The sequence below is a fragment of the Streptococcus sp. 20925_1_77 genome (assembly GCF_041432125.1).
GTDB lineage: Bacteria > Bacillota > Bacilli > Lactobacillales > Streptococcaceae > Streptococcus.
Genome location: NZ_JAPVZB010000001.1, coordinates 194241 through 216333 on the forward strand (window position 1 = coordinate 194241; position 22093 = coordinate 216333).

Annotated in this window: 19 protein-coding genes; 4 read left to right on the plus strand and 15 right to left on the minus strand. The window is 41.8% G+C overall.

The features are described 5' to 3' along the window. Positions 1-11 precede the first annotated feature (11 nt). The gene (locus O3626_RS00955) at positions 12-482 is read left to right on the plus strand and encodes an arginine repressor (protein WP_003006364.1); all 471 of its coding nucleotides are present in this window, start codon (positions 12-14) and stop codon (positions 480-482) included. 29 nt (positions 483-511) lie between these two features. On the opposite strand, the gene O3626_RS00960 is transcribed toward O3626_RS00955, so the two are convergent. From O3626_RS00960 to O3626_RS01025, 14 genes are all read right to left on the minus strand, one after another. Further along, on the minus strand, positions 512-1846 hold the full coding sequence (locus O3626_RS00960) for a dipeptidase (RefSeq protein ID WP_371494670.1): 1335 nt from the start codon (positions 1844-1846) through the stop codon (positions 512-514). Positions 1847-1863: 17 nt separating this feature from the next. Further along, positions 1864-3375: a YfcC family protein gene (locus tag O3626_RS00965; protein WP_155199430.1), complete on the minus strand. Its 1512-nt coding sequence runs from the start codon at positions 3373-3375 to the stop codon at positions 1864-1866. A 124-nt stretch (positions 3376-3499) separates the two neighbouring features. After that, positions 3500-4444 carry a carbamate kinase gene (gene arcC / locus O3626_RS00970; RefSeq protein ID WP_049472138.1) on the minus strand — a complete coding sequence of 315 codons (945 nt, stop codon included), beginning with the start codon at positions 4442-4444 and terminating at the stop codon, positions 3500-3502. A gap of 82 nt (positions 4445-4526) precedes the next feature. Then, positions 4527-5543: an ornithine carbamoyltransferase gene (argF, locus tag O3626_RS00975; protein WP_070660144.1), complete on the minus strand. Its 1017-nt coding sequence runs from the start codon at positions 5541-5543 to the stop codon at positions 4527-4529. A gap of 83 nt (positions 5544-5626) precedes the next feature. Next, positions 5627-6856, minus strand: coding sequence for an arginine deiminase (arcA, locus tag O3626_RS00980; protein WP_049514063.1), 1230 nt, complete (start codon positions 6854-6856; stop codon positions 5627-5629). 235 nt (positions 6857-7091) lie between these two features. After that, the gene (locus O3626_RS00985) at positions 7092-7781 is read right to left on the minus strand and encodes a Crp/Fnr family transcriptional regulator (RefSeq protein WP_371494673.1); all 690 of its coding nucleotides are present in this window, start codon (positions 7779-7781) and stop codon (positions 7092-7094) included. A gap of 316 nt (positions 7782-8097) precedes the next feature. Continuing rightward, on the minus strand, positions 8098-9165 hold the full coding sequence (locus O3626_RS00990) for a serine hydrolase (RefSeq protein WP_371494675.1): 1068 nt from the start codon (positions 9163-9165) through the stop codon (positions 8098-8100). Positions 9166-9263: 98 nt separating this feature from the next. Beyond that, on the minus strand, positions 9264-10736 hold the full coding sequence (locus O3626_RS00995; protein WP_070595134.1) for a helicase HerA-like domain-containing protein: 1473 nt from the start codon (positions 10734-10736) through the stop codon (positions 9264-9266). Positions 10737-10946: 210 nt separating this feature from the next. Further along, a complete protein-coding gene (gene sodA / locus O3626_RS01000) occupies positions 10947-11552 on the minus strand; it encodes a superoxide dismutase SodA (RefSeq protein ID WP_371494678.1) in 606 nt (201 codons plus the stop codon). Positions 11553-11640: 88 nt separating this feature from the next. Beyond that, on the minus strand, positions 11641-12675 hold the full coding sequence (gene holA, locus O3626_RS01005; RefSeq protein WP_201036888.1) for a DNA polymerase III subunit delta: 1035 nt from the start codon (positions 12673-12675) through the stop codon (positions 11641-11643). Between the two features lie 23 nt (positions 12676-12698). Then, entirely contained in the window at positions 12699-13301 is a 603-nt protein-coding gene (locus tag O3626_RS01010; protein ID WP_371494681.1) for a DUF805 domain-containing protein, read from the minus strand. 75 nt (positions 13302-13376) lie between these two features. Further along, entirely contained in the window at positions 13377-15623 is a 2247-nt protein-coding gene (locus O3626_RS01015) for a DNA internalization-related competence protein ComEC/Rec2 (protein WP_371494683.1), read from the minus strand. After that, complete coding sequence (locus O3626_RS01020) at positions 15604-16272, minus strand: helix-hairpin-helix domain-containing protein (RefSeq protein WP_371494685.1); 669 nt, start codon at positions 16270-16272, stop codon at positions 15604-15606. Before O3626_RS01020 ends, O3626_RS01015 begins: the two co-directional genes overlap by 20 nt. A gap of 66 nt (positions 16273-16338) precedes the next feature. Beyond that, complete coding sequence (locus O3626_RS01025; protein ID WP_371494687.1) at positions 16339-17085, minus strand: lysophospholipid acyltransferase family protein; 747 nt, start codon at positions 17083-17085, stop codon at positions 16339-16341. Between the two features lie 173 nt (positions 17086-17258). Here O3626_RS01025 and O3626_RS01030 point away from each other — a divergent pair, with 173 nt between their 5' ends. From O3626_RS01030 to O3626_RS01040, 3 genes are all read left to right on the plus strand, one after another. Continuing rightward, entirely contained in the window at positions 17259-19598 is a 2340-nt protein-coding gene (locus tag O3626_RS01030; protein WP_371494689.1) for a cation-translocating P-type ATPase, read from the plus strand. Between the two features lie 234 nt (positions 19599-19832). After that, on the plus strand, positions 19833-20579 hold the full coding sequence (locus tag O3626_RS01035) for a tRNA1(Val) (adenine(37)-N6)-methyltransferase (protein ID WP_021152863.1): 747 nt from the start codon (positions 19833-19835) through the stop codon (positions 20577-20579). Then, positions 20569-20832: a GIY-YIG nuclease family protein gene (locus O3626_RS01040; protein WP_371494692.1), complete on the plus strand. Its 264-nt coding sequence runs from the start codon at positions 20569-20571 to the stop codon at positions 20830-20832. The genes O3626_RS01035 and O3626_RS01040 overlap by 11 nt, the downstream gene beginning before the upstream one ends. Before the next feature lie 16 nt (positions 20833-20848). Here O3626_RS01040 and O3626_RS01045 read toward each other — a convergent pair whose 3' ends face one another. Then, on the minus strand, positions 20849-21742 hold the full coding sequence (locus O3626_RS01045; protein WP_371494694.1) for an aldose 1-epimerase family protein: 894 nt from the start codon (positions 21740-21742) through the stop codon (positions 20849-20851). Positions 21743-22093 lie beyond the last annotated feature (351 nt).

The window sequence follows — 22093 nt, forward strand, 5'->3', positions numbered from 1 at the left end:
AGGAGTCTCTCATGAATAAAATTGAAAGCCGCCATCGCTTGATCCGCTCGATCATTTCTGAGCGTAGGATTCATACCCAACAAGAACTCCAAGAAGCCTTAGAAGCCAATGGCGTTCTCGTTACTCAGTCCACCCTTTCACGGGATGTCAAATCCTTGAATCTAGTAAAAATTAACGAGGGGGATAGTTCCTACTATGCCATGAACACCATCGCTCCTTCCCGTTGGGAAAAACGACTGCGGATGTATATGGAAGATGCCTTAGTTATGTTACGGCCCGTTCAAAACCAGGTCGTTGTAAAAACTCTTCCAGGTCTGGCCCAATCCTTTGGAGCTATCTTAGATGCATTGGAACTCCAAGAAATTGTAGCCACCATCTGTGGAGATGATGTCTGTTTGGTTATCTGCGAAGACAACCAAGGAGCTTTGGATTGCTTTGAAAAATTAAAAGAATTCACCCCACCCTTCTTCTTTAGTAAATAAAAAGTTTGGAAACCAAGTTTCCAAACTTTTTATGTTGTAGCTAAGCGTTGAATGGCTTCTCGATAGATTTCCATCGCAGCATAGAGATCGTCAATTTTTGCTCGTTCATTGGCTTGGTGCTCGGTCTGTTCCGCACCTGGGAAAAGAGCCCCAAAAGCGACACAATTTTCCATGGTCCGCGCAAATGTCGCACCACCAGAAGACATAGCTGGCGTCTTATCACCAGTTTCTTCCTGGTAGACGGCCATCAAAGAGCTGACTAAAGGACTATCCAAAGGAACATATAAAGGAGCTAAATAATCAAACTCTTCATATTCCAACTGATAGCTGGCCGCAATTTCTTGCAAACGAGCTACCAAGGCATCCTTGTCTGCTAAGACGGGGATCCGAATATCAATTCCGATTTCCGATTGTTCTTGATCGATCACAAGGGTCGCAAGATTGAAGGAAAGATCCCCACTTGGTTCATCTGAAATAGGGCCAAATAGCGCTTCTCCCGTTGCATCCTCACCAACTGCATCTGCGATAAAGAGCAAAGCTGGATGGGGTTGGATGAGGGATAAACTTTCCGCTAAACCGACAATAGCATTCACTCCTTCAGCTGCATCTTTAGAATGCTTGGAAACACCCAAAACCGTTACAGAATCTTCTGTTTGGCTATACCGAACCCCACTTTGATCCAAAACAGGAAGCAACTCTTCCAAACGATGACCAGCATAGGTCGCCTTGTCTGGAACAACATTGAGGGCCTGACCAGCCTGTAAAGGAAGATCATCCCAACCTGGACCATGCAATTTCACTTGTAATAAGCCTTTTTCAGCATAGGTTAATGGGAAAGAGGAATCCGGTGCAAATCCAAGATCTGCTTGTTCTTCGATTTGGTTGTAGCGGTTCATACAGCGCCACAAGGTTTCTTCATCCGTCCCAAAGATAAAGCGGATTCGTTTGGTAAACTGGATGCCATCATCCAGCAAACTCTTGACTGCATAGAGGGCAGCAAGAGACGGTCCCTTATCATCCTGCACACCACGACCTACTAGATAATCACCGACAATAGTCGCTTCAAAAGGTGGCGTTTGCCAATCTTGTAAATCACCGGCTGGAACAACATCCAAGTGACAAAGAACGGCCAGGAGTTCTTCCCCCTGACCGATCTCTGCATATCCATAGTATCCTTCAGGATCTATATATGTTTGAAAACCTAATTCTCGAGCAAGCTCTAAGGTTTTTTCTAGGACATCTTGGATAGCTTGTCCAAACGGTGTTCCATTTTCCCCTTCATTTAACACAGAAGGGTAAGAAATGATGGTTTGAAGAGAGTTTAAAAACTGCTCTTTCACATCGTCCTTAATTCTTTTTTTCATGAAACACCTACTTTATTCTATTGCAAGAATGGAACCACAGTTCCTAGTAGAAGAAGGGCAATAGTAATCACAACAATCGCTACGACCAATTTACCCATGAATTTCCACCATGCACTCAAGTCAACACGTCCAAGAGCAAGAGCTCCCATTACGATACCTGAAGTTGGTGCGATCAAGTTCAAGACACCAGATGCAGATTGGTAAGCTGTGACAATCAAGCTACCTGGTACATTGACGAATTTACCAAGAGGTGCCATGATACCCATTGTTGCACTGGCAAGACCAGATGATGATGGGATCAAGAATGACATTGGCAAGTAGAAAATGTAAGTCAAGACAATGAACAATTGAGATGAAAGACCTTTCAGTCCTTCTTCACCCCAGTGAAGAATTGTTGCAGTGATCATACCGTCGTTCATGATGACTTGGATACCACGTGCTACTGCTACGATAAGAGCAACACTCAAGAGGTCAGCTGCACCATTCATGAAGGATGAAATGATTTTATCTTCTTTCAAGCCATAAATGATACCAACAAGGATTCCCATGAAGGCAAAGAGCATAGCTGTTTGAGGGAAGTACCATGTACCAAGAGCATCTGTGTTACCGATCAATTGACCAAGCACTGGAACTTTATGAAGAGATTCGTTAAAGTTTTCAAAGAATTTAATACCCAAATCTTTGAATGGGATAAATCCAGCAACCATGATGACGAATGTCGAAATGAAGACGAGCAAGACACGTTTTTGTTTCTTGTTCATTTGTGAAGGGATTTCTTCGCCACTTTCTACGTTGAAGTGTTTCAAATCTTCTTCACGAGTTGCATAAGTGAGAGATTTGGTTGGGTCTTTTTGAACCTTATCTGCATAACGGTATACATAGTAGGTGCTAAGTCCTGTCAATACGATCCAGAAGATTACACGGAGCAAGAGACCTGAAGCACTTGAGATACCTGCAGTATCAGAAGCGATAACTGTCGCAAATGGGTTCAATGTCGACGCCAAACATCCGATTTGTGATCCTAAGAGGATAATAGCTACCCCTGTCAAGCTGTCAAAACCAACAGACATCATAACAGGAACAAGAAGTGGATAGAAGGCCATAGTTTCTTCACCCATACCATAAGTTGTACCACCAAGGGCAAACAATGGCATCAAGATCAAGATCAACATTTTTTCGCGGCCTTTGTATTTGCGAACGATAGAAGCAATCCCTACATCAAGGGTACCTGTTTCGTTCACAACTCCAAGGAAACCACCGACCATCAAGATGAAGAAGGCTACGTCAATCGCTGCACTGGTTGGTGCTTTACCAAGCATCGCATTGATTGGAGCCATCAAGATATCCCAAATCCCTTGAGGATGTGCTTTTACAGATTCATAACTACCTGCAATGATAGCACCTGCATCGTCAACTTTGTATTGACCAGCTGGAATGATCCAAGTTAACACTGCCATAATGGCAATGATGATCAACAATACGGAAAAAGATGAAGGCATCTTAAATCCTTTTTTCGTTTTTTCACTCATTTGTCTTCCTCCTAACGCAACAAAGTGTGAGTGATGTTTTACAAGAGTCTCTTGTAAAACGCTTACCTATAGACTTATTCTATCACAATAAGCTTTAAAATACTAGTTTTTTCCTAATTTTTCATTAGTCTTTTTGGATGATTGTTCCACTTTCAGACTCAATCAAAGCTCCAAGGTTTTCAAGTGATGTAATAACTGCTTTTCCTTCAGGGCGACCATTTACAAAGGCAATGGCAGCTTCCACCTTAGGAAGCATGCTTCCTGGTGCAAATTGGTCTTGTTTGATATATTCTTCCAATTGAGCCACATTCACATGTTCCAATTTCGCTTGGTCTGGTTTGTTGTAGTTCACAAAGACATAATCGACACCAGTCAAGACGATGAAGAGGTCTGCTTCTACCAATTCAGCCAAACGTTGAGATGCAAAGTCTTTATCGATAACCGCTTCAACACCAGTCAAGCTACCATCTGCTTCTTTCACAACCGGGATACCGCCACCACCAGCAGCTACCACGACTTGACCGTCGTTCAACAAAGTACGAATGGTATTGATTTCTTTGATATCCACTGGTTTTGGTGAAGCCACAACTTTACGCCAGCCACGACCAGCATCTTCTTTGAAAGTTGCACCTGATTTTTCAGCTTCTGCTTTTGCTTCTTCTTCTGAGTAGAATGGGCCAATTGGTTTGCTGAGGTTAACGAAAGCTGGGTCGTTCTTATCAACAACGACTTGTGTCACAACAGAAGCCACATCTTTTTCAATTCCTTCTTCAAGAAGAGCATTTTGAAGAGCGTTTTGAAGCCAGTAGCCAATGCTTCCTTCGGTCATAGCAACTAATGAATCCAATGGGAAAGCTGGGTTCTTTTCAGAATTTGCAGCCAAATGTTGGAGCAAGAGGTTCCCTACTTGAGGACCATTTCCATGAGTGATGATCAACTCATCCCCATTTTTGATTAATTTAACTAAGTGTTTAGCTGTTTCTACAAGTGCTTTTTGTTGAGCTTGCGCAGAAGGATCAGATGAGAGAATAGCATTTCCTCCCAAAGCAACGACGATTTTTCTTGACATGAATTTTCCCTTTCTATAAAAAATAGGGGCAGGACTAAAGCTAGCAGTCCAGCCCCTATAGCTGTTGGTATACGGTTAAGTCTTAAACTTTTGGAATGTACAAGTTACCAAGAGTAGCTGCCATAACCGCTTTAATTGTGTGCATACGGTTTTCAGCTTGGTCAAAGTGACGAGCATATTTGCTGCGGAACACTTCGTCAGTAACTTCCATTTCTTCTACGCCGAATTTTTCAGCAACATCTTTACCGTAAACAGTGTTTGTATCGTGGAAGGCTGGCAAGCAGTGCAAGAAGATCAAGTCTTCGTTATCAGCTTTCTTAATCAAATCCATGTTTACTTGGTAAGGTTTCAAAAGGGCAACACGTTCTGCAAATTTGTCTTCTTCACCCATAGATACCCAAACGTCAGTGTAAAGTACGTCTGCACCTTTCACTGCTTCGTCAGCATCTTCAGTGATCAAGATATGAGCGCCACTTTCTTTTGCAAATCCTTCTGCCAATTCAACGATTTCTTTTTCTGGGAAGAGTTCTTTTGGTGAGAAGATGTGTACGTTCACACCAAGGATAGCACCTGTTACAAGAAGGCTGTTCGCAACGTTGTTACGGCCATCACCACAGTATACAAGTGTCAAACCTTCCAAACGTCCAAAGTTTTCTTGAACTGTCAAGTAGTCTGCAAGCATTTGAGTTGGGTGCCATTCGTCAGTCAAACCATTCCATACTGGAACACCTGAGAATTCAGCCAATTCTTCAACCATACGTTGGCTGAAACCACGGAATTCGATACCGTCAAACATACGTCCAAGAACTTTAGCAGTATCTTCTGTAGATTCTTTTTTACCAAGTTGGATGTCGTTTGCACCTAGGTATTCTGGGTGAGCACCAAGGTCGATAGCTGCTGTTGTGAAGGCAGCACGAGTACGAGTTGAAGTTTTTTCAAACAAAAGTGCAATGTTTTTTCCAGCAAGATAGTGGTGTTGGATGTTGCGTTTTTTAAGGTCTTTCAAGTGAGCTGAAAGTCCGATGAGGTATTCTAACTCTGCGCGTGTAAAGTCTTTTTCTGCCAAGAAGCTACGTCCTTGGAACACTGAATTTGTCATTCTAATTGTCTCCTATTTCTTTCTAGTATTGATCAGTAAGAAGGAAGAGCTGATCCCTCAAGACCAGCTCTCGGTCTTCTACATTAGATTTCTTCACGTTCAAATGGCATTGACATACAACGAGGTCCACCACGACCGCGAACCAATTCACTTCCGCGGATCTTGATCAAACGAAGTCCGTATTCTTCTAATTTCTTGTTTGTGACTGTGTTACGGTCGTATACGACTACCACACCAGGTGCGATTGTAAGAGTATTTGAACCGTCGTTCCATTGTTCACGAGCAGCAGCAACCACATTGCCATCGCCACAAGGGATCAATGTAACTTTTTCAACACCAAGGTTTTCAGCAAGCAATTCAGCCAAATCACCTTTTTCTTCAACGATCTTCAATTGTTCGTTTTCATAAGTTACAGAGAAGACGCGAAGGTTACCTTGGATTTCTGGGTGGATTGTGAATTTATCGTAGTCCACCATTGTGAATACTGTATCCAAGTGCATGAATTTACGGTTGTTAGCAAATTCGAAGGCCAATACTTTTTTGAAGCCAACGTTCTTCTTAAAGATGTTTACCAACAATTTTTCGATTGATGCAGCATCTGTACGTTGTGAGATACCAACTGCCAATACATCTTTAGAAAGTACTAACTCATCTCCACCTTCGATACGAGTATCTTCTTCACGGTTGTAGACAAGTTCAACTTTTCCACCGTAAACTGGGTGGTATTTGAAGATGTATTTACCATACAAAGTTTCACGGTTACGTGTATCTGCGTACATGTGGTTCAATGATACTGCATTACCAATTGTCGCAAATGGGTCACGTGTGAAGTACAAGTTTGGCATTGGGTCGATAGCAAATGGATAGTCAGATTCAACAAGGTCTGTCAATCCTTTTGCTTCTTCAGGAATTTCTGGAAGTTCAGCTTTTTGAACCCCTGCCATTGTTTTTTCAACCAATTCTTGGTTGTCTTCAATGCTGTGAAGCAATTCACGGATCGCAATTTTTGTTTGGCGTCCACGAATGTTCGCTTCTTCAAGGTATTCTTCGATGAACTGATCGCGAATTTCTGGAGAAGTCAATGACTCAGCAGCTAACTGTTCAAGATAAAGTACTTCGATACCTTCGTTACGAAGTGCTTCAGCAAATGCGTCGTGTTCTTTTTGAGCATCTTCCAAGAAAGGAATATCATCAAAAAGAAGACGTTCAAGATAGTCAGGCATCAAGTTTTCCAACTCTTTACCTGGACGGTGCAAACAAACTTTTTTCAGTTTTCCAATTTCTGAGAAAACATGAATTGGGTGTGTAGACATCTATAGTCCTCCTTTTTCTTCGGGCTTGTTCAAAAGCTTTATTACAATTGTTATTATATTCTTTTTTTGTTACCGCTTTCATGAAGGATTCTACTTTTTTAACGCAAAGAATTTGGCATTATTTTGAATTATTCCTATTTTTTAGTTAATATGAAGCGTTTTCTTTGCATATTTTGTCTTTTATATTGTTTTTATGAATATATATTTTTTTAAAAAAATAAAAAAGATCAACAAATTAATTGATCTCTTTAAAACTCTTTAAAAAGTAGGCTGTATCTAGAAAGGTTAATTGTTTTCTCTCATACTGTATCTTATGAGAATCGATGAGTTTCTTTAAAACTTGATTGACGGTTTCTCGGGTTGTGGCCGCTAATTTGGCCATTTCCTTCATACTGATTGGAAATGGAAGTTGATTTCCTAAACTTTCATAGTCCTTGCACAAGATAGCTAAAGATTGAACCACACGCTCACTGGCACTAGCTGTCACGACATTACGTAGACGCAACTCTTGAAATTCTAAAATTGACGAGAGCTTTCTCGTAATGAAGAGCAACTGCTCCTTACTCTCTTGGGCAGATAATTCATAGAGGTTGACGGGGATAACGAAACAACGCAAATCTGTCACTGCACTAGCTGTATAGTGATAACGCTCATCCTGAAACATCCCGCCATAAGGGAACAGGGCCCCTTTCTTGATATAATCCATATAGGAAAATTGATCAGACGAATCGAATTGCTCAATGCGAGCAAAGCCTTTTGCAAGAAGAAAAATGCGATCCCGCTTATCTCCTGCGTAAAATAAAATTTGTCCTTTTTGGATATCCCTAGCATGAATTTCAACAGCTAATTTATCAAATAGCTCCACTGGCAACGCAGAGAAGGCTGGATGCGAGCGGACCAACTGGTAATCTTCCTTTGTAATCATGTCTATACTTCCTCTTATTACTATTAATTAGTATAACATATTTTTTGATAGAAGAGGGAAAGAAGCCTCTTTAAAACAGAAAAGTATTTCGAAACACCAAGTGAATTTTAAGCTACTGTGATAGAAGAAAAGAGAGTGGGACAGAAATCGGTAATTCGTTAGAATTCGATTTCGTCGTCCTACCTCCGCACAGTTGAGTAGGGCTGTAAAAGCTGATGAAATCAGCGTAGTAGAGCCCACTCAACCACTGCGTCTTGCTCGATAATCCAAGGACAATTGAAGAGGCCAGGACTTTTGTCCCAGCCTCTTCCGTCAATTATTCATTCATATTCACACGATGCCATTCATTGATGACATAAGCTAGTTCTCCCAACTGATAAAGACCAACACCACTGATTTCAGAACTTTCTGGGGTCGTTCCACCCAGTCCTGCAGTATAGATGGCAACCAAATAAGGGGTCGATTCATGGACAATGGCATCCACATTGAGCGCTTCCGCAACATAGCCCGGTTTTTGTTGAATGACCAAATCTGGCAAGAATTTCTTATAGTACTCACCTGGGAAAGACTCCCCAATCAATTCCAACAAATCTGCATATTTTTCTTGATGATTCCAAAGATATTGCAATACATGGATATAATAATCCGTTGTCGTTTTATTATCTTCGCTAAAGGTTTTGACTTCTGGTGAGCGAGATTGACCATAGCGACTGAATAACTTGCGCGCTTGCTCCATTCCCCCTAAACGATCTGCCAAGGCATAAGCAGGGGTATTTTCAGAGTATACTAATGAATAGCGTTGCATATCAGGGATAGACATGGCTCCATCAAAGGCAGCAACGTAATTGTCATGTTCCCCTACATATTCATAGTAGGTATTGTTAATGTCAAACCGATCTGTTAAATTGAGTTTCCCCTTTGTGACCTCATCCACCACCAACATGTTCAACGGTAGCTTATAGGTACTTCCTGCCGTCATTGGTTGAAGATCATTCATGGCAAATTGCTCTCCTGTAATGGCATTGCGATACGTGAAGGCAACTTGTGACGGATCAATTCCACTTTCCGCTAGAAAATCCTGGACAACCTCTACCAAACCCTTATTAGCATAATCATAGACAAGGCCATAAGCACTCATCGTTTCCATGTCTGCGTCTACTACTGCTTGCTTGGCTTCAGGAGATTTGACACGTGGTTTTTTCGTCTCAGGCGTAGACTTTTCTATATCTTTTTCTTTTGCTTCTTTTGTTTTCTTTGCTTTTTTTTCAATTGCTGATGCTGTTGGTTGCGTAACATGCAAGTAGCCCAGTGCGCTTGTTCCCACTAAGCACAATAGAATACTGATCGCAATCATGATCGAGCGTAGATTAAAATATTTTTTCATACGAGATTAATTATAAAAGATTCTACTGAAAATAACAAGAATTATCAGAAATAGAAAACGATTTCTTTTTAAAAAGTTTATTTCTTTTTATCAATGGCTTATTTTCGTTTAAAGGAGCCCATAATTAGCTTAGCGATCTCACGCGCAATCGTCCGGAATAAGGAACTCAAGAAGGAATCCTTAGCTTTTTCAAGACTGGATTTTCTTGGGCGACCTGGACTGCGTTTTTGCTCTGCTTTTTCCGCCGTAGCTCGTTCTTTTTCTGCTTCTTTTTTCTCCTCTTCTTGTGCTTCCTTGCTTGCTTTAGCTGCTAATTTTTCATAGGCAGATTCCCGATCAATCGTCGTCGCATACTTTTGATGGAAAGGCGATGTCGTGATTAAGGCCAATTGTTCACTTTCATTTAAGAGGTCAAAACTCGATTGAGGAGAGAGGATATAAGCACGCTCAACAACACTAGGTTGCCCCTTCTCATTCAGGAAAGAAACCAAGGCTTCCCCTGTCCCTAATTCTGTGATCACTGTTTCTGTATCAAAGTCTGGATTCGGACGAAAACTTTGGGCAGCCACCTTGATGGCCTTCATTTCTTTTGGTGTATAAGCTCGAAGAGCATGTTGTACACGATTTCCAAGCTGTGCCAAAACAGATTCTGGTAGATCTTGAGGATTTTGGGTAATAAAGTAAATCCCTACACCCTTAGAACGAATCAGGCGCACGACTTGCTCGACCTTCTCAAGAAAGAGCTTGCTTGCATCCTTAAAGAGGAGATGGGCTTCATCAAAGAAGAAAACCAGTTTTGGCTTTTCGGGATCCCCAACCTCGGGAAGTGTTTCAAAGAGACGAGACAACATCCAAATTAAAAAGGTTGAATACAATTTTGGTGAATGAAAGAGCTTTGTAGCCGAAAGAATATTGATATACCCACGCCCTGATGCATCGAGTTGCATAAAGTCATTTAAATCAAGTGCAGGCTCTCCGAAAAACTGATCCGCTCCTTCTTCTTCAAGAACCAAGAGGCTTCTTTGGATCGCACCGACAGATTGTTTGGTGATATTACCATATTGGGCAGAATAGTCTGAGCTGTGTTCATAGACTTCCTTTAAAAGGCTTTGCAGGTCCTTCAAATCAATCAAGGGCCAATCTTTCTCTTGAGCCACTTTAAAGACAATTGCAAGAATTCCTGATTGAGTTTCATTCAAATCAAGCAGACGAGAAAGAAGCAATGACCCCATTCCTTCGACAGTCGCACGAACAGGATGACCAGCTTGGCCAAAGACATCCCACAATCGAACAGGGAAGGCTTGCGGCTCAAACGGATCTGTGAGACCAAGCAGTTTGTAGCGTTCTTCCAGTTTTGGAGTCCATTGTCCCGCTTTGGCTAAACCAGATAAATCTCCCTTGATATCAGCTAGAAAGACCGGAATGCCCTCTTTGCTTAATTTTTCTGTGAGGACCTTGAGGGTAACTGTTTTCCCTGTCCCTGTTGCTCCTGCAATCAAGCCATGACGATTCAACATCCGTAAATAGATAGGCGTCTCAACTGCTCCTTTGGTAATGGTAATACTAGTCATTTCATTTCTCCCTGAATGTTTCAGTTTTCATTTTAACGGTCATCTTTTCCTTGTCTAGGCCCTTCAAACTGGGCTTCTGATAAGTAAGACACACTCCTACTAGTGTATCATTTTCCTGTCCAAACGCAAGAAATTATACTCCGATTTTCCGGATACAAACAAAAAAATCTATAAGAGCCAATTGTCGCTCTTATAGATTCCTTTATTTTATTATTTTGCTGCTGCAAACAATTCATTAACTTTATTCCAGTTGATCACTGAGAAGAAAGCTTTGATGTAGTCAGGACGTACGTTACGGTATTTCACGTAGTAGGCATGTTCCCAAACATCCAAACCAAGGATTGGTGTTTTTCCTTCAGAGATTGGTGTATCTTGGTTTGCTGTTGAAGTGACTTCAAGTTTACCTTCTTTGTTGACAACCAACCATGCCCAGCCAGAACCAAAACGTGTCGTTGCTGCTGCTGTGAAGGCTGCTTTGAAGTCTTCAAATGAACCAAATGTGGCATCAATCGCTGCAGCAAGTTCTGCTGAAGGAGCTGTTTGTTCTGGAGTCATCAGTTCCCAGAAAAGAGCGTGGTTCAAATGACCACCACCATTGTTGATCACAGCTTGGCGAATGTCAGCTGGAATGGATTCAACATTAGCTAACAAGCTTTCAAGGTCTTCTCCAATTTCAGGATGTTTTTCAAGAGCTGCATTCACATTGTTTACATATGTTTGATGGTGTTTATCATGGTGCAAATGCATGGTTTCTTCATCGATATAAGGTTCCAATGCATCATAAGCATATGGTAATTCTGGTAAAATGATAGCCATTTTATGGTCCTCTTTTCTTTATTACTGACTTGATGATAACGCAAACAGCTAAATTATTCAACTAATCTGCTTGCAATTTCATTCATGTTTAGACGCTATTTGCCACTTTTAAAAGTGCCAAATCAAATAAGTAGTCTTTATCATACGTTCCACTTTTAATTGCATAATCCGTCTCGATGAAGGTCATCATGGCCTGCTTCAAAAAGGACAGGGAAAGTTTGCGGCTATCCCGTAAGGCAAACTTCACCTGATATGGATTGACCTTGCGTCCTGACAACTCCGACAAGCTCGCTACGATTTGGTTTTCGGATTGACCTTCTTCTGAAAATATTTTTACTTGAGAAAACATTCGGAATTGCCCCAACAGAATAGCAATCAATTTTATTTCATCTTCTCCTTGTAAGCGGAGATCTTTCACCAAATTCCGGGCTTGATCGATTTGGCGTTTGAGAATCATTTGGGTCAGATCAAAAATATTATCTTGCAAGGTTTTGGGAACAACCTCCTCAATATCTTCGAGGGTAATCTGACCATCCTCTTTATAAGCCTGCAAAAGAGCGAGATTCTTCTGTAACTCTCCAAAATCATAGCCAGATTTTAAGAGTAGTTGGTCCAAGGAATCGCCCACAAACTGCAGGCCCAATTCTTGGGCTTGGCTTGCAAAATAGCGCTTTACCTCTTGCTCTTTAGGAGTTGCCGCTTCAATGATTTGGGCATCCCGTTTTAGGAGTTTGACCAAGCGACGCTTACTATCTAATTTCCCTTCTGCAAATATCAGCAAATGGGTCGATTCAGAAGGATTTTCCAGGTAGTTTTCAAATTGCTTCAGATCTTCATCTGTTAAATAGCGTTTTTTGGCAGTAGTCAGATCCAATAAGTGATCCAAAATCACAATTTTTTCATCAGCGAAAAAGGGAAGACTGACCAAATCCAGCTCTACCTCAGCATAGGAGGCTTCCTTCATATCAAAATAAGAATAATTCAAATCTGAGGGATCATAGCCTATTTTTTTTAAAATGTCTTTTTTTAACCATTCAAATTGACCTACATCCTCGCCTGTCAAGACAAGAATAGAAGGCAGAGTTTGAACCGTCAGATGTTTAGTGTCGGTAATTGCTTGCATGAAACTCTCTTATCTTTATCCGTTTAGTGGATTTCGTGTTCAGCAGCCATTTTTTGTTCCAATGGTGGTTTTTCGTCGGACAAATCTGGAGCTGCTACAAAATTAGGAATTTGCTCAAACGAGTTGCCTCCAAAGCTTCCTTCTGTCGCTGTGACCTGTGGTTCAGAAGTTACTCCCATAGGAGTTTCTACTGGTTGTGGGAAGGTATTTTTTCCTGGAAGCATCATGAGAATCAGGAGAGAAATAACTGTAATCACCCAAAGAAATAGGAAAATATCTAGCCCTGACAATAAATAGAGTAAAATCGGACCAAGGTTCAAAAAGATCCAAGACCAATGGATCCCAGCATCCCTCAAGCGACGCACACAAATGGCTTGACTGGGTACCAAAATGAGGAAGTAAAAGAATGCTAAGAAAGCGAGTGCCCATAGACCTGTTTTAGAATGAACAGTTGAAAAATTGAGTATTTCTTGAGCATTCTGATGGGATAAAGAAGTCACGATGTAAAAAACCCAAAGAGGCAAAGAAATCAGGAAATTCCAGAAAAAAGCTAGCCAAAAATGGGCTCGACTGGTCTTACTTGAAAAATCTGCATACTGTATCCAAAATTGCTTAAATGCGTTCATACGATTCTACCTTTACATTGATTTCACCTTCTATAATAGCAATTTTCAGCATAGAAAGCAAACCTCTCCTCATCTCTAGCGGACCGTTTCTACCCTCCAATGATCCCACCCAATCAAGCGAATCGCTCCTCTTTCATCGGTACGAAGGTAAGAAATGGATCGTTCCTCTAAACGATCAAGCAATTCTTTATGAGGGTGCTGGTAGCGATTTTTCTTTCCAACGGAGATTAAGGCCAATTGAGGATGTAGCTGGTCCAAAAATACATCACTAGAGGAACCTTTCGATCCGTGGTGGCCTACTTTCAAGACATCCACTTGTAATTGGGGATAGTTTCCCAATAGTTTTTTCTCCCCAGCTTCTTCCAGATCACCTGTAAACAAAAACCGTTTCTGATAAAACTGCCCATAGAGGACAATCGAATCATTATTTTTGCCATCCCCCACTTCATCAGGAGATAAGACTTCGAGATGATGATCAAAAATAGGAAGTTGATCCCCTCTCTGGACTACTTTAACTGGACTATGAAGCTGTTTCAATTTCTCTTGAAATTTGGAACTGTTTAGACTGCCTGGACTGACATACACTTTTTTAACCGGGATTTGTCTTGCAACTTCTAGCATATCGCCCATATGGTCCTGATCTGTATGGGTCAAGACCAAAGCATCGAGTTTTCCAACACCTCGACTCTTGAGATAGGGAATCAAGGTTTTATCCGCATTGGCAGATTGACTGCGCTCTTGCCACTTGTCTCCACTTTTAAAAGTGACGCGTCCTCCGACATCAATCAAAATGGTCCTTCCTTTCCAATCGCGTAAAAAGATACTGTCTCCTTGACCGATATCCACCATGGTGATTTCATTTTCTAAAGGATGCTTGGTCCAACAAAAGATGAGTAGAATCATACCGATGAACAGAAAACGAAGTCTTTTTTGCTTTCGAAGATCATATAAGGTCCCTAAAAGAAGTAAGAGGACGATCAGAGCTAATCCCGTCGGCTGACCAAATACCAACGGTACCGACGTGAGCTTTGAGATCCAACGAATACACTCCTCTATGAGTAGAAAGAAACTATTAAAAATCGTAAGAGGATTTAGAATCGATAAGATAAATAGCACCGTTAAACCTGGAAGAAGAACAAGGTCAAATAAGAAAGAAAAGAGGAAGGTTAAAGGGAGTGACCAGGGTTGAAAAACACTAAAGTAATAGGTCAAAAGGGGCAAAATCCCCAGGCTAATCCAGAAACTTTCCACTAGTAGCTTTTTAAGTCCGGAATAAGAACTGGTATCTACCAAGGTCAAAATAAAGGCATAGGCACAACTCAAGACGCCTCCAGCTGTCAGGAGAAACTTGGGCATGAGAATCATTAAGAGCATCAAAGTCATCGCCATATTTTCCATCCCTCGGATCTCCTTTTGAGAGAGGATCTTCTGTAAGAGACTGCGAACAACTGAAACAGAAAAACCTGTCAAGCCAGCATAGACCAAAGAGATTGGAAGCATCCAGATATCGACTGTTTCTTGCAAGATTCCTAGACGTAAGAGAGCTTTTCGGATCCCATTGATGAAAAAGCCGACCTGCATCCCAGACAAGGCAAACAAATGAATAATCCCTAAACTCGTGTAAAGCTGATCCATCTCCTCAAAATCCGTATCTAAATAACCAAAAAGAAGGCCGGTCATATACTGGTTCATTGGCTGTGGAAAGTGCTCCTTGCTCCAAACAATGGCTTGGCGCCTCCATTGAGATAGCCAATCGAAAACATTCCACGTTTGGATGGGAAGCGCAGATTGGATCGTTCCAATTCTAATTTGGTGATATATTCCCTGAGTCTTCAAATAAGCTCGATAGTCAAAACCTCTAAAATTTCGCTGCCCTTCTGGTTCCTCTATAACACCTTTATACGTCAACTCCAACAAGTGAGTTTGACCTTGCCACTGCTGTTTTTCTTTTTCAGATTTCAAGGTGTAAAAAACTTGGTAGGTGCTACCCTGATCTTTAGCACGAAAAGACAGGGCATCTCCATTAACCTTGATGGTATCTGGGATCAGACGTAAATGGGCTGGGGACCGACTTTCGACTTGTTTTGGATGATCCTGGGCTCGCTGAAAAACAAAGAAGACCGCAAAACAAAGAGTTGCTAAAACAAGACGCAACAAACTTGAGCGATCCTCCTTATAGTGATGAACCACTAAACATATCACCACTACTAGACCGCTGATCGAAAGCCAAGATGGTTGATAAATGCTAAAGTACAACCATAGGAGCAAAAAGGTGAGATGGACAAGCGAAAAAGGGAGCTCTTTAATCCACCGTGAAAGCATCTCTTAGTTTCTCCAGTGTTTTCTCCCCGATTCCTGAAACATTTTTAAGATCATCCACTGATCGAAAAGGGCCATTTGCGTCGCGATAGGCGATAATGTCCTGGGCTCGTTTCTGACCAATGCCTGATACCGTCTGGAGCTCTGACTCGCTCGCTCGATTTAAATGGACCTTGCCTGTTTTTTCTGCTGATGCTGACGAAGTTGCAGGACTTTCTGAACTTCCAAGTGCTGGAACATCCTCCCCTTCTTTGGCAACATAAATCACTGCTTCATCAGAGAGTTTTTGCGCCAAGTTGACCGATTGGCTATTGGCTTCAGCAGTCATTCCACCCGCCTTATGAATGGCATCGTGGACTCTGCTATCAGAGCGCAACTCATAGACACCTGGTTGTTTAACAGCCCCTTTGACATCGACCGTAATGATCTCGGGCGCATCAGACACTGAAGCAGCCGGCTTTTCTTCTCTTGAACTAGAAGCAGATGTCTTTTCTTTGCTCGAAGTTGAACGGGAAGTCTGATAGAGATCCGGTATTGTTGATGTACTCGACTGAGGTCGATGAAAAAGAAAATACCCTCCAAGTAAGAGTCCGATAGCTGTAAGTGCTAAAAAGAGCTTATATTCTTTGATTTTTTCGATGATATCCTCCATAAGAAACCTCCTCTCACTTTTATTATTCGTAAAAATAAAAAAAACTGAGAAAAACTCTCAGTTTTTTTACTTGTTTTTTCGATGTTTGTCCGGATCCCATACAAAGCTGGCCAGGTAACTAAAGAGCAAGGTCAAGACGCCCACGACTAAGACAAGAGGAATCAAAAGGATTTTTAACAAACGAATCAAGATAAACGGTTTTGTTGGGGTGTTGATCGCTTGCGCTTCCGCATCCAAACGGTCAAACTCCTCTTGAATACGACGGGCAACTTCTGCCACTCCTTCGTCATTCATCTTTTTAATATCCGAAATATCAATCGGATGTCCAAAGTTCATATCAATGCGTTCACCCGTTGCCAACCCTTTCAAGTCTCTTGGACCAGTATATGTCACTGGCATGATACGGACCTTAGCCATTTTGGCAATGATGGCAACACCGCCTTTGACGTCTTGAGAATGACGGCTTCCACTTGGAAACATAATCAAGGAACGGTTGCTCTTTTTCAGCATATTGACAGGATACTTAATGGCTTCTGCTCCCGGATTTTCACGGTCGATCGGAAAAGCCCCACACATACGAATCCACCAGCCAAAAATACGATTGGCGAAGAGTTCTTTTTTCGCCATAAAGATAAACTGCTTTGGCTTAGTCGCAAAGGCCATATAGACTGGATCCCACCAGGTCCGGTGAGGCGATACCAATATATAGTTCTCTTCCCGATCTGGAATATTGTCCTTATGATGGTAATGGGCATTGCCATTTAAAACCCAAAGAATAAAGGCAACAAGGCCACGTAAATAGGTATAAAACATAGTTGTTCCTCAAATCCATTTCATTAATCTCTACAAGATATTCCATCATGTAAAACGTTCCTTCTTATTATACCGTATCCTGATTTTGACCGCAAACTTTTTTTAGATAAAAAATGTCTCAGCGGACCTATTCTAGATAGTCTTTTTCTCAAAAAAATGATATCATATTGTCTATGGAAACGAATGATTTAAAGGGCTTGTCCCTCAGTGAAGTCCGTAAGAAAATGGATCGCGGACAAACCAATGATTTTACAACGAATACAAGTACCAGTACCTGGCAAATCATCAAGCGCAACGTCTTCACCTTGTTTAATACCTTAAACTTTGTGATTGCCGTAGCCTTGGCTGCTGTACAGGCCTGGAGCAATATGATCTTTTTCGCGGTCATTTGCTTCAATGCCATTACAGGGATCATGACCGAGATGCGCGCCAAGCGGATGATTGATAAACTCAACCTCATGAGTCGTGAGCTAGTGACTGTCATTCGTGATGGGGAAAAAGATGCGATTCCACCAGAGAAGCTTGTCCTAGGTGATCTAATGCTTCTGTCTTCGGGTGAGCAGATCCCTAGTGATGCTGAAGTCATGTCCGGTATTGCAGAAGCCAATGAGGCTATGCTAACTGGTGAGAGTGATCTGGTCTTAAAAGAAGTTGGCGATGAACTGCTTTCTGGTAGTTATATTGCCAGTGGTCAAGTCTATGCCCGTGTCAAGCGAGTTGGAGCAAACAACTATGCCAACAAACTGATGATGGAAGCTAAAACCTTGAAGCCTATCAATTCGCGTATTCTTTATAACTTAGCGAAAATTTCTAGCTTCACTGGTAAAATTATCATTCCATTTGGCCTTGCCCTCTTCTTTGAAGCACTGTTGATCAAGATGCTACCGATCAAGGATTCTGTCGTGAATTCTTCCACAGCTCTCTTGGGAATGTTGCCAAAGGGAATTGCCCTACTGACGGTTACATCTCTTTTGACAGCGGTTATTAAGCTCGGTATGCGCAAGGTTCTTGTCCAAGAAATGTACTCAGTAGAAACCTTGGCGCGTGTGGATACCTTGTGTCTTGATAAGACCGGTACCATCACTCAAGGGAAGATGACAGTCGAAGCTCTCCATAGCTTATCTGATCATTTTTCTGAGGAAACCATCAAAGTTATCCTTTCAGCTTACATGCAATATAGCGAGGACACCAATCCTACTGCTCAAGCTATTCGCAAGGCTTATGGGGAGTTGGAGCATGCTTATACTGCGGAAAACATTATTCCTTTCTCAAGTGATCGGAAATGGGGAGCCATGCACCTATCCAACCTTGGAACCGTCTTTCTCGGTGCTCCTGAAATGCTCCTTAAAAAAAATCCAGCTGCTGTCGTCGAAGCACAAGCTCGTGGATCGCGCGTGCTCGTCTTAGCTCACAGTTCAGAACTGATCAGCATGCAGGAATTGAAACTTCCTGAAAATCTTGAAGGAATTGCGGTTATTGAGATTACAGACCCCATTCGTGAAGGGGCTTCAGATACTCTTGAGTATTTGCGCTCTCAAGGAGTGGATCTCAAAATCATCTCCGGTGATAACCCTGTGACGGTCTCTTATATCGCTCAACAAGCTGGCTTCAAAAATTATGAGAACTACATCGATTGTTCAAAAATTTCTGATGATCAATTAGTGGATCAAGCAGAAGAAACAGCTATCTTTGGGCGCGTGTCTCCTCACCAGAAAAAACTGCTCATCCAAACCTTGAAAGCAGCTGGTCGGACGACTGCTATGACAGGAGATGGGGTCAATGATATCCTTGCTCTTCGCGAAGCAGACTGCTCCATCGTGATGGCCGAGGGAGATCCCGCAACCCGTCAAATTGCCAATATTGTTCTTTTGAACTCTGACTTTAATGACGTTCCAGAAATTCTTTTTGAAGGCCGTCGTGTGGTGAATAACATTGGACGAATCGCTCCAATCTTCTTTATCAAAACGATCTATTCCTTCCTCTTGGCTATCATTTGTATTGCCAGTGCTCTCTTCTTTAACGTCAACTATTTGCTGATTTTCCCTTTCATTCCTATTCAAATCACCCTGATTGACCAATTCGTCGAAGGATTCCCACCATTTGTGTTGACCTTTGAACGCAATATCAAACCTGTTGAAAAGCACTTCTTGAGACGTTCCCTTCTGTTAGCCTTACCAAGCGCCTTGATGGTCGTCTTTAGTGTCTTGTTCATTCGCCTTTGGGGAGCAAGCCATGGTTGGTCTGCAGCCGATATGTCTACTGTATCCTACTACTTACTTGGATCCATCGGTTTCCTATCCGTTATCCGTGCTTGCCTGCCACTAAATATCTGGCGGGCCCTCCTCATCCTCTTCTCTGTAGTAGGATTCTACGCATCTGCGGTCGTGTTGAAAAACTTGATCGAGATTTCCCTCCTTACAGCCACTACTTTCCCAGTTTATCTGGCATTGATGGCTATCTTTACAGGAGTCTTTATCCTCACTACGATTCTCCAAAAATATGAATTTGATTAAAAAAAGAGGCTGGGACAAAAGTCCTAGCCTCTCAATTATTTTTGGATTGTCGAGCAAGACGCAGTGGTTGAGTGGGCTCTACTACGCTGATTTCATCAGCTTTTACAGCCCTACTCAACTGTGCGGAGGTGGGACGACGAAATCGAATTCTTACGAATTACCGATTTCTGTCCCACTCTCTTTTTATGTTCTATCGATCTTTCCCCAAGCCTCTTTTCATGCTATAATAGAGCCATGACAGATATCGAATTAAAAGACGGCGAGCGCGTCAATCAACTCTTTTCAAGTGATGTGAAAATTATACAAAATCGGGAAGTCTTTAGTTATTCCGTGGATAGCGTCCTGCTCTCGCGCTTTCCAAAATTGCCCAAGCGGGGCTTGATCGTAGATCTCTGCGCTGGAAATGGGGCCGTGGGACTTTTTGCGAGTACTCGTACAGAGGCCCAGATCATTGGTGTCGAAATACAGGAACGTCTAGCGGATATGGCAACCCGCTCCATTGCTCTCAATGGCTTGAACCAGCAAATGTCCATGATCACAGATGACCTCAAGCATTTACCCCAACATATCAAGGGCAGTAAGGTGGATATCATCCTCTGCAATCCTCCTTATTTCAAGGTGGATGAGCATTCCAATCTCAATGAGAGTGAACACTACCTCTTAGCTCGGCATGAAATTACCACCAATTTAGATGAGATTTGCCATGTGGCCCAGCGGGTTCTCAAATCAAATGGTCGACTAGCGATGGTCCATCGTCCAGATCGCTTCTTGGATATCATCGAAACCATGAAGCGTTACAATCTTGCACCTAAGCGGATCCAGTTTGTCTATCCCAAAGTGACCAAAGAGGCGAATATGTTGTTGATTGAGGCGATCAAGGATGGCTCACTGGACGGTTTAAAAATTCTGCCTCCCCTCTTTATTCACAATGAAGACGGCAGCTATACAGACGAGATTCATGAGATTTACTATGGAAACTAAGGCTTACATGTATGTCCTAGAGTGTGCGGATGGCTCCCTCTACACTGGCTACACCACAGATGTCGAAAAACGCATAAAGACGCACAATGCTGGAAAAGGTGCCAAATACACACGGGCTCGCCTCCCCGTTAAACTTCTCTACCAAGAATCCTATCCAGATAAACCCTCTGCTATGTCTGCCGAGGCTCTCTTTAAAAAGAAATCACGCCAAGCTAAGCTAAACTATATCAAAAAGAACCGTCGGACTCCATAGTCCAACGGTTTTTCATTTACAAAATGGTGATACGGTACTGGTGACTCCGTGTTTCTTGAGGAGCCAACTGGATCACACCTTTTTTATCTTCGAAGAAATCGCCCTCTTCTGCAGATGTGGAAATACCCGTCCAAGGCTCTAAGGCAATGAAAGGCCCCTTGTTATTGGTAGACCAAAGGACGAGATTCTCAAAATCTGCAAAGGCAAATTCCAAACCTTTACCAGATTTTTTCGAGAGGAGCTGCACAGATTTAGAGGCTAATTGATCTAAAATAATGGCGTCTTTTTCAAACAGTTCATGGCGCAAAGGTAGCCTACGACTATGGTCTAAAAATGGCGTCCGCTGCAGGCGATCAACCAAACCGGTTTCTGTGAACAAGAGAGGAACGCTACAACTTTCTTCTTTTTCAAAAATCAACTCGTAGTCTTCATAGTCTTCATCTGTTAAAAGGGGACAACGAAAGGCTGGATGCCCTCCAATGAAATAAGGCATGACTTGATCTGACTCTAAATTTTGCACGCGATAGGTGATGGTGATCTCTTTCCCTTTCAATTCATAATCGATTTCCACTCGAAAATGGTAGGGATAATTTTGTAAGCTCTCGTCGTTAGAGGTGATTTCAAAGACAAGACGATGGTCTGTTTGTTCTTTGAGTTCAAACTCTCTCTTGCGAATGAGGCCGTGTCTTGGAAGCTGGTCTGTCTTCACTCCATCTTTTAGATGATACTGCACTTGGCCATTACGAACACTCCCGCAAATCGGAAACAGAACCGGCGCTTGTCCTGACCAATACTCTGGATCTCCCTGCCAGAGATATTCTATGCCTTCCTTACTTCGAATGGAGCTCAATTCCCCACCAAATGTCTTAAATTGTACTTCTAGATCATCATTTTTTAATGCAATCACCATGGGCGACACCTCTTTTTAATTAGTATAGTTATTATATTCATTATAACCTTTTAGAAGAGATTGTCAATTTTTATTTTTCTAGTCAAAAATTTTAAAAAAATAAGAAAAAATTCTTGACAAAGCTTAGAAATAATTGTAGACTTAACATGTTAACAGAAATATTCCATTTGAGGAATTCATTCTTTCTGTTGTCTGACTTTTTTGGATGCTCCTTATCATGATACATTTTTCTAAAAGAGTCAGTTATCATTTAGGTCTCCTTATAAATATACAAGGGTTAACAGCTGGTTAACCCTTGTATTTTTTATTTTTCATATAAAAAAACGGCCTATTGCTAGACCGTTCCTTCGG

Bases quoted from the DNA above. Each gene is read 5' to 3' on its own strand.
- O3626_RS00965 (WP_155199430.1), bottom strand. From the start codon at position 3,375: ATGAGTGAAAAAACGAAAAAAGGATTTAAGATGCCTTCATCTTTTTCC.
- O3626_RS01030 (WP_371494689.1), top strand. From the start codon at position 17,259: ATGGAAACGAATGATTTAAAGGGCTTGTCCCTCAGTGAAGTCCGTAAG.
- O3626_RS01040 (WP_371494692.1), top strand. From the start codon at position 20,569: ATGGAAACTAAGGCTTACATGTATGTCCTAGAGTGTGCGGATGGCTCC.
- argF (WP_070660144.1), bottom strand. From the start codon at position 5,543: ATGACAAATTCAGTGTTCCAAGGACGTAGCTTCTTGGCAGAAAAAGAC.
- O3626_RS01010 (WP_371494681.1), bottom strand. From the start codon at position 13,301: ATGAACGCATTTAAGCAATTTTGGATACAGTATGCAGATTTTTCAAGT.
- O3626_RS01025 (WP_371494687.1), bottom strand. From the start codon at position 17,085: ATGTTTTATACCTATTTACGTGGCCTTGTTGCCTTTATTCTTTGGGTT.
- O3626_RS01020 (WP_371494685.1), bottom strand. From the start codon at position 16,272: ATGGAGGATATCATCGAAAAAATCAAAGAATATAAGCTCTTTTTAGCA.
- sodA (WP_371494678.1), bottom strand. From the start codon at position 11,552: ATGGCTATCATTTTACCAGAATTACCATATGCTTATGATGCATTGGAA.
- O3626_RS00955 (WP_003006364.1), top strand. From the start codon at position 12: ATGAATAAAATTGAAAGCCGCCATCGCTTGATCCGCTCGATCATTTCT.
- arcA (WP_049514063.1), bottom strand. From the start codon at position 6,856: ATGTCTACACACCCAATTCATGTTTTCTCAGAAATTGGAAAACTGAAA.
- holA (WP_201036888.1), bottom strand. From the start codon at position 12,675: ATGCAAGCAATTACCGACACTAAACATCTGACGGTTCAAACTCTGCCT.
- O3626_RS00995 (WP_070595134.1), bottom strand. From the start codon at position 10,736: ATGACTAGTATTACCATTACCAAAGGAGCAGTTGAGACGCCTATCTAT.
- O3626_RS01035 (WP_021152863.1), top strand. From the start codon at position 19,833: ATGACAGATATCGAATTAAAAGACGGCGAGCGCGTCAATCAACTCTTT.
- O3626_RS00960 (WP_371494670.1), bottom strand. From the start codon at position 1,846: ATGAAAAAAAGAATTAAGGACGATGTGAAAGAGCAGTTTTTAAACTCT.
- O3626_RS01045 (WP_371494694.1), bottom strand. From the start codon at position 21,742: ATGGTGATTGCATTAAAAAATGATGATCTAGAAGTACAATTTAAGACA.
- O3626_RS00990 (WP_371494675.1), bottom strand. From the start codon at position 9,165: ATGAAAAAATATTTTAATCTACGCTCGATCATGATTGCGATCAGTATT.
- arcC (WP_049472138.1), bottom strand. From the start codon at position 4,444: ATGTCAAGAAAAATCGTCGTTGCTTTGGGAGGAAATGCTATTCTCTCA.
- O3626_RS01015 (WP_371494683.1), bottom strand. From the start codon at position 15,623: ATGCTTTCACGGTGGATTAAAGAGCTCCCTTTTTCGCTTGTCCATCTC.
- O3626_RS00985 (WP_371494673.1), bottom strand. From the start codon at position 7,781: ATGATTACAAAGGAAGATTACCAGTTGGTCCGCTCGCATCCAGCCTTC.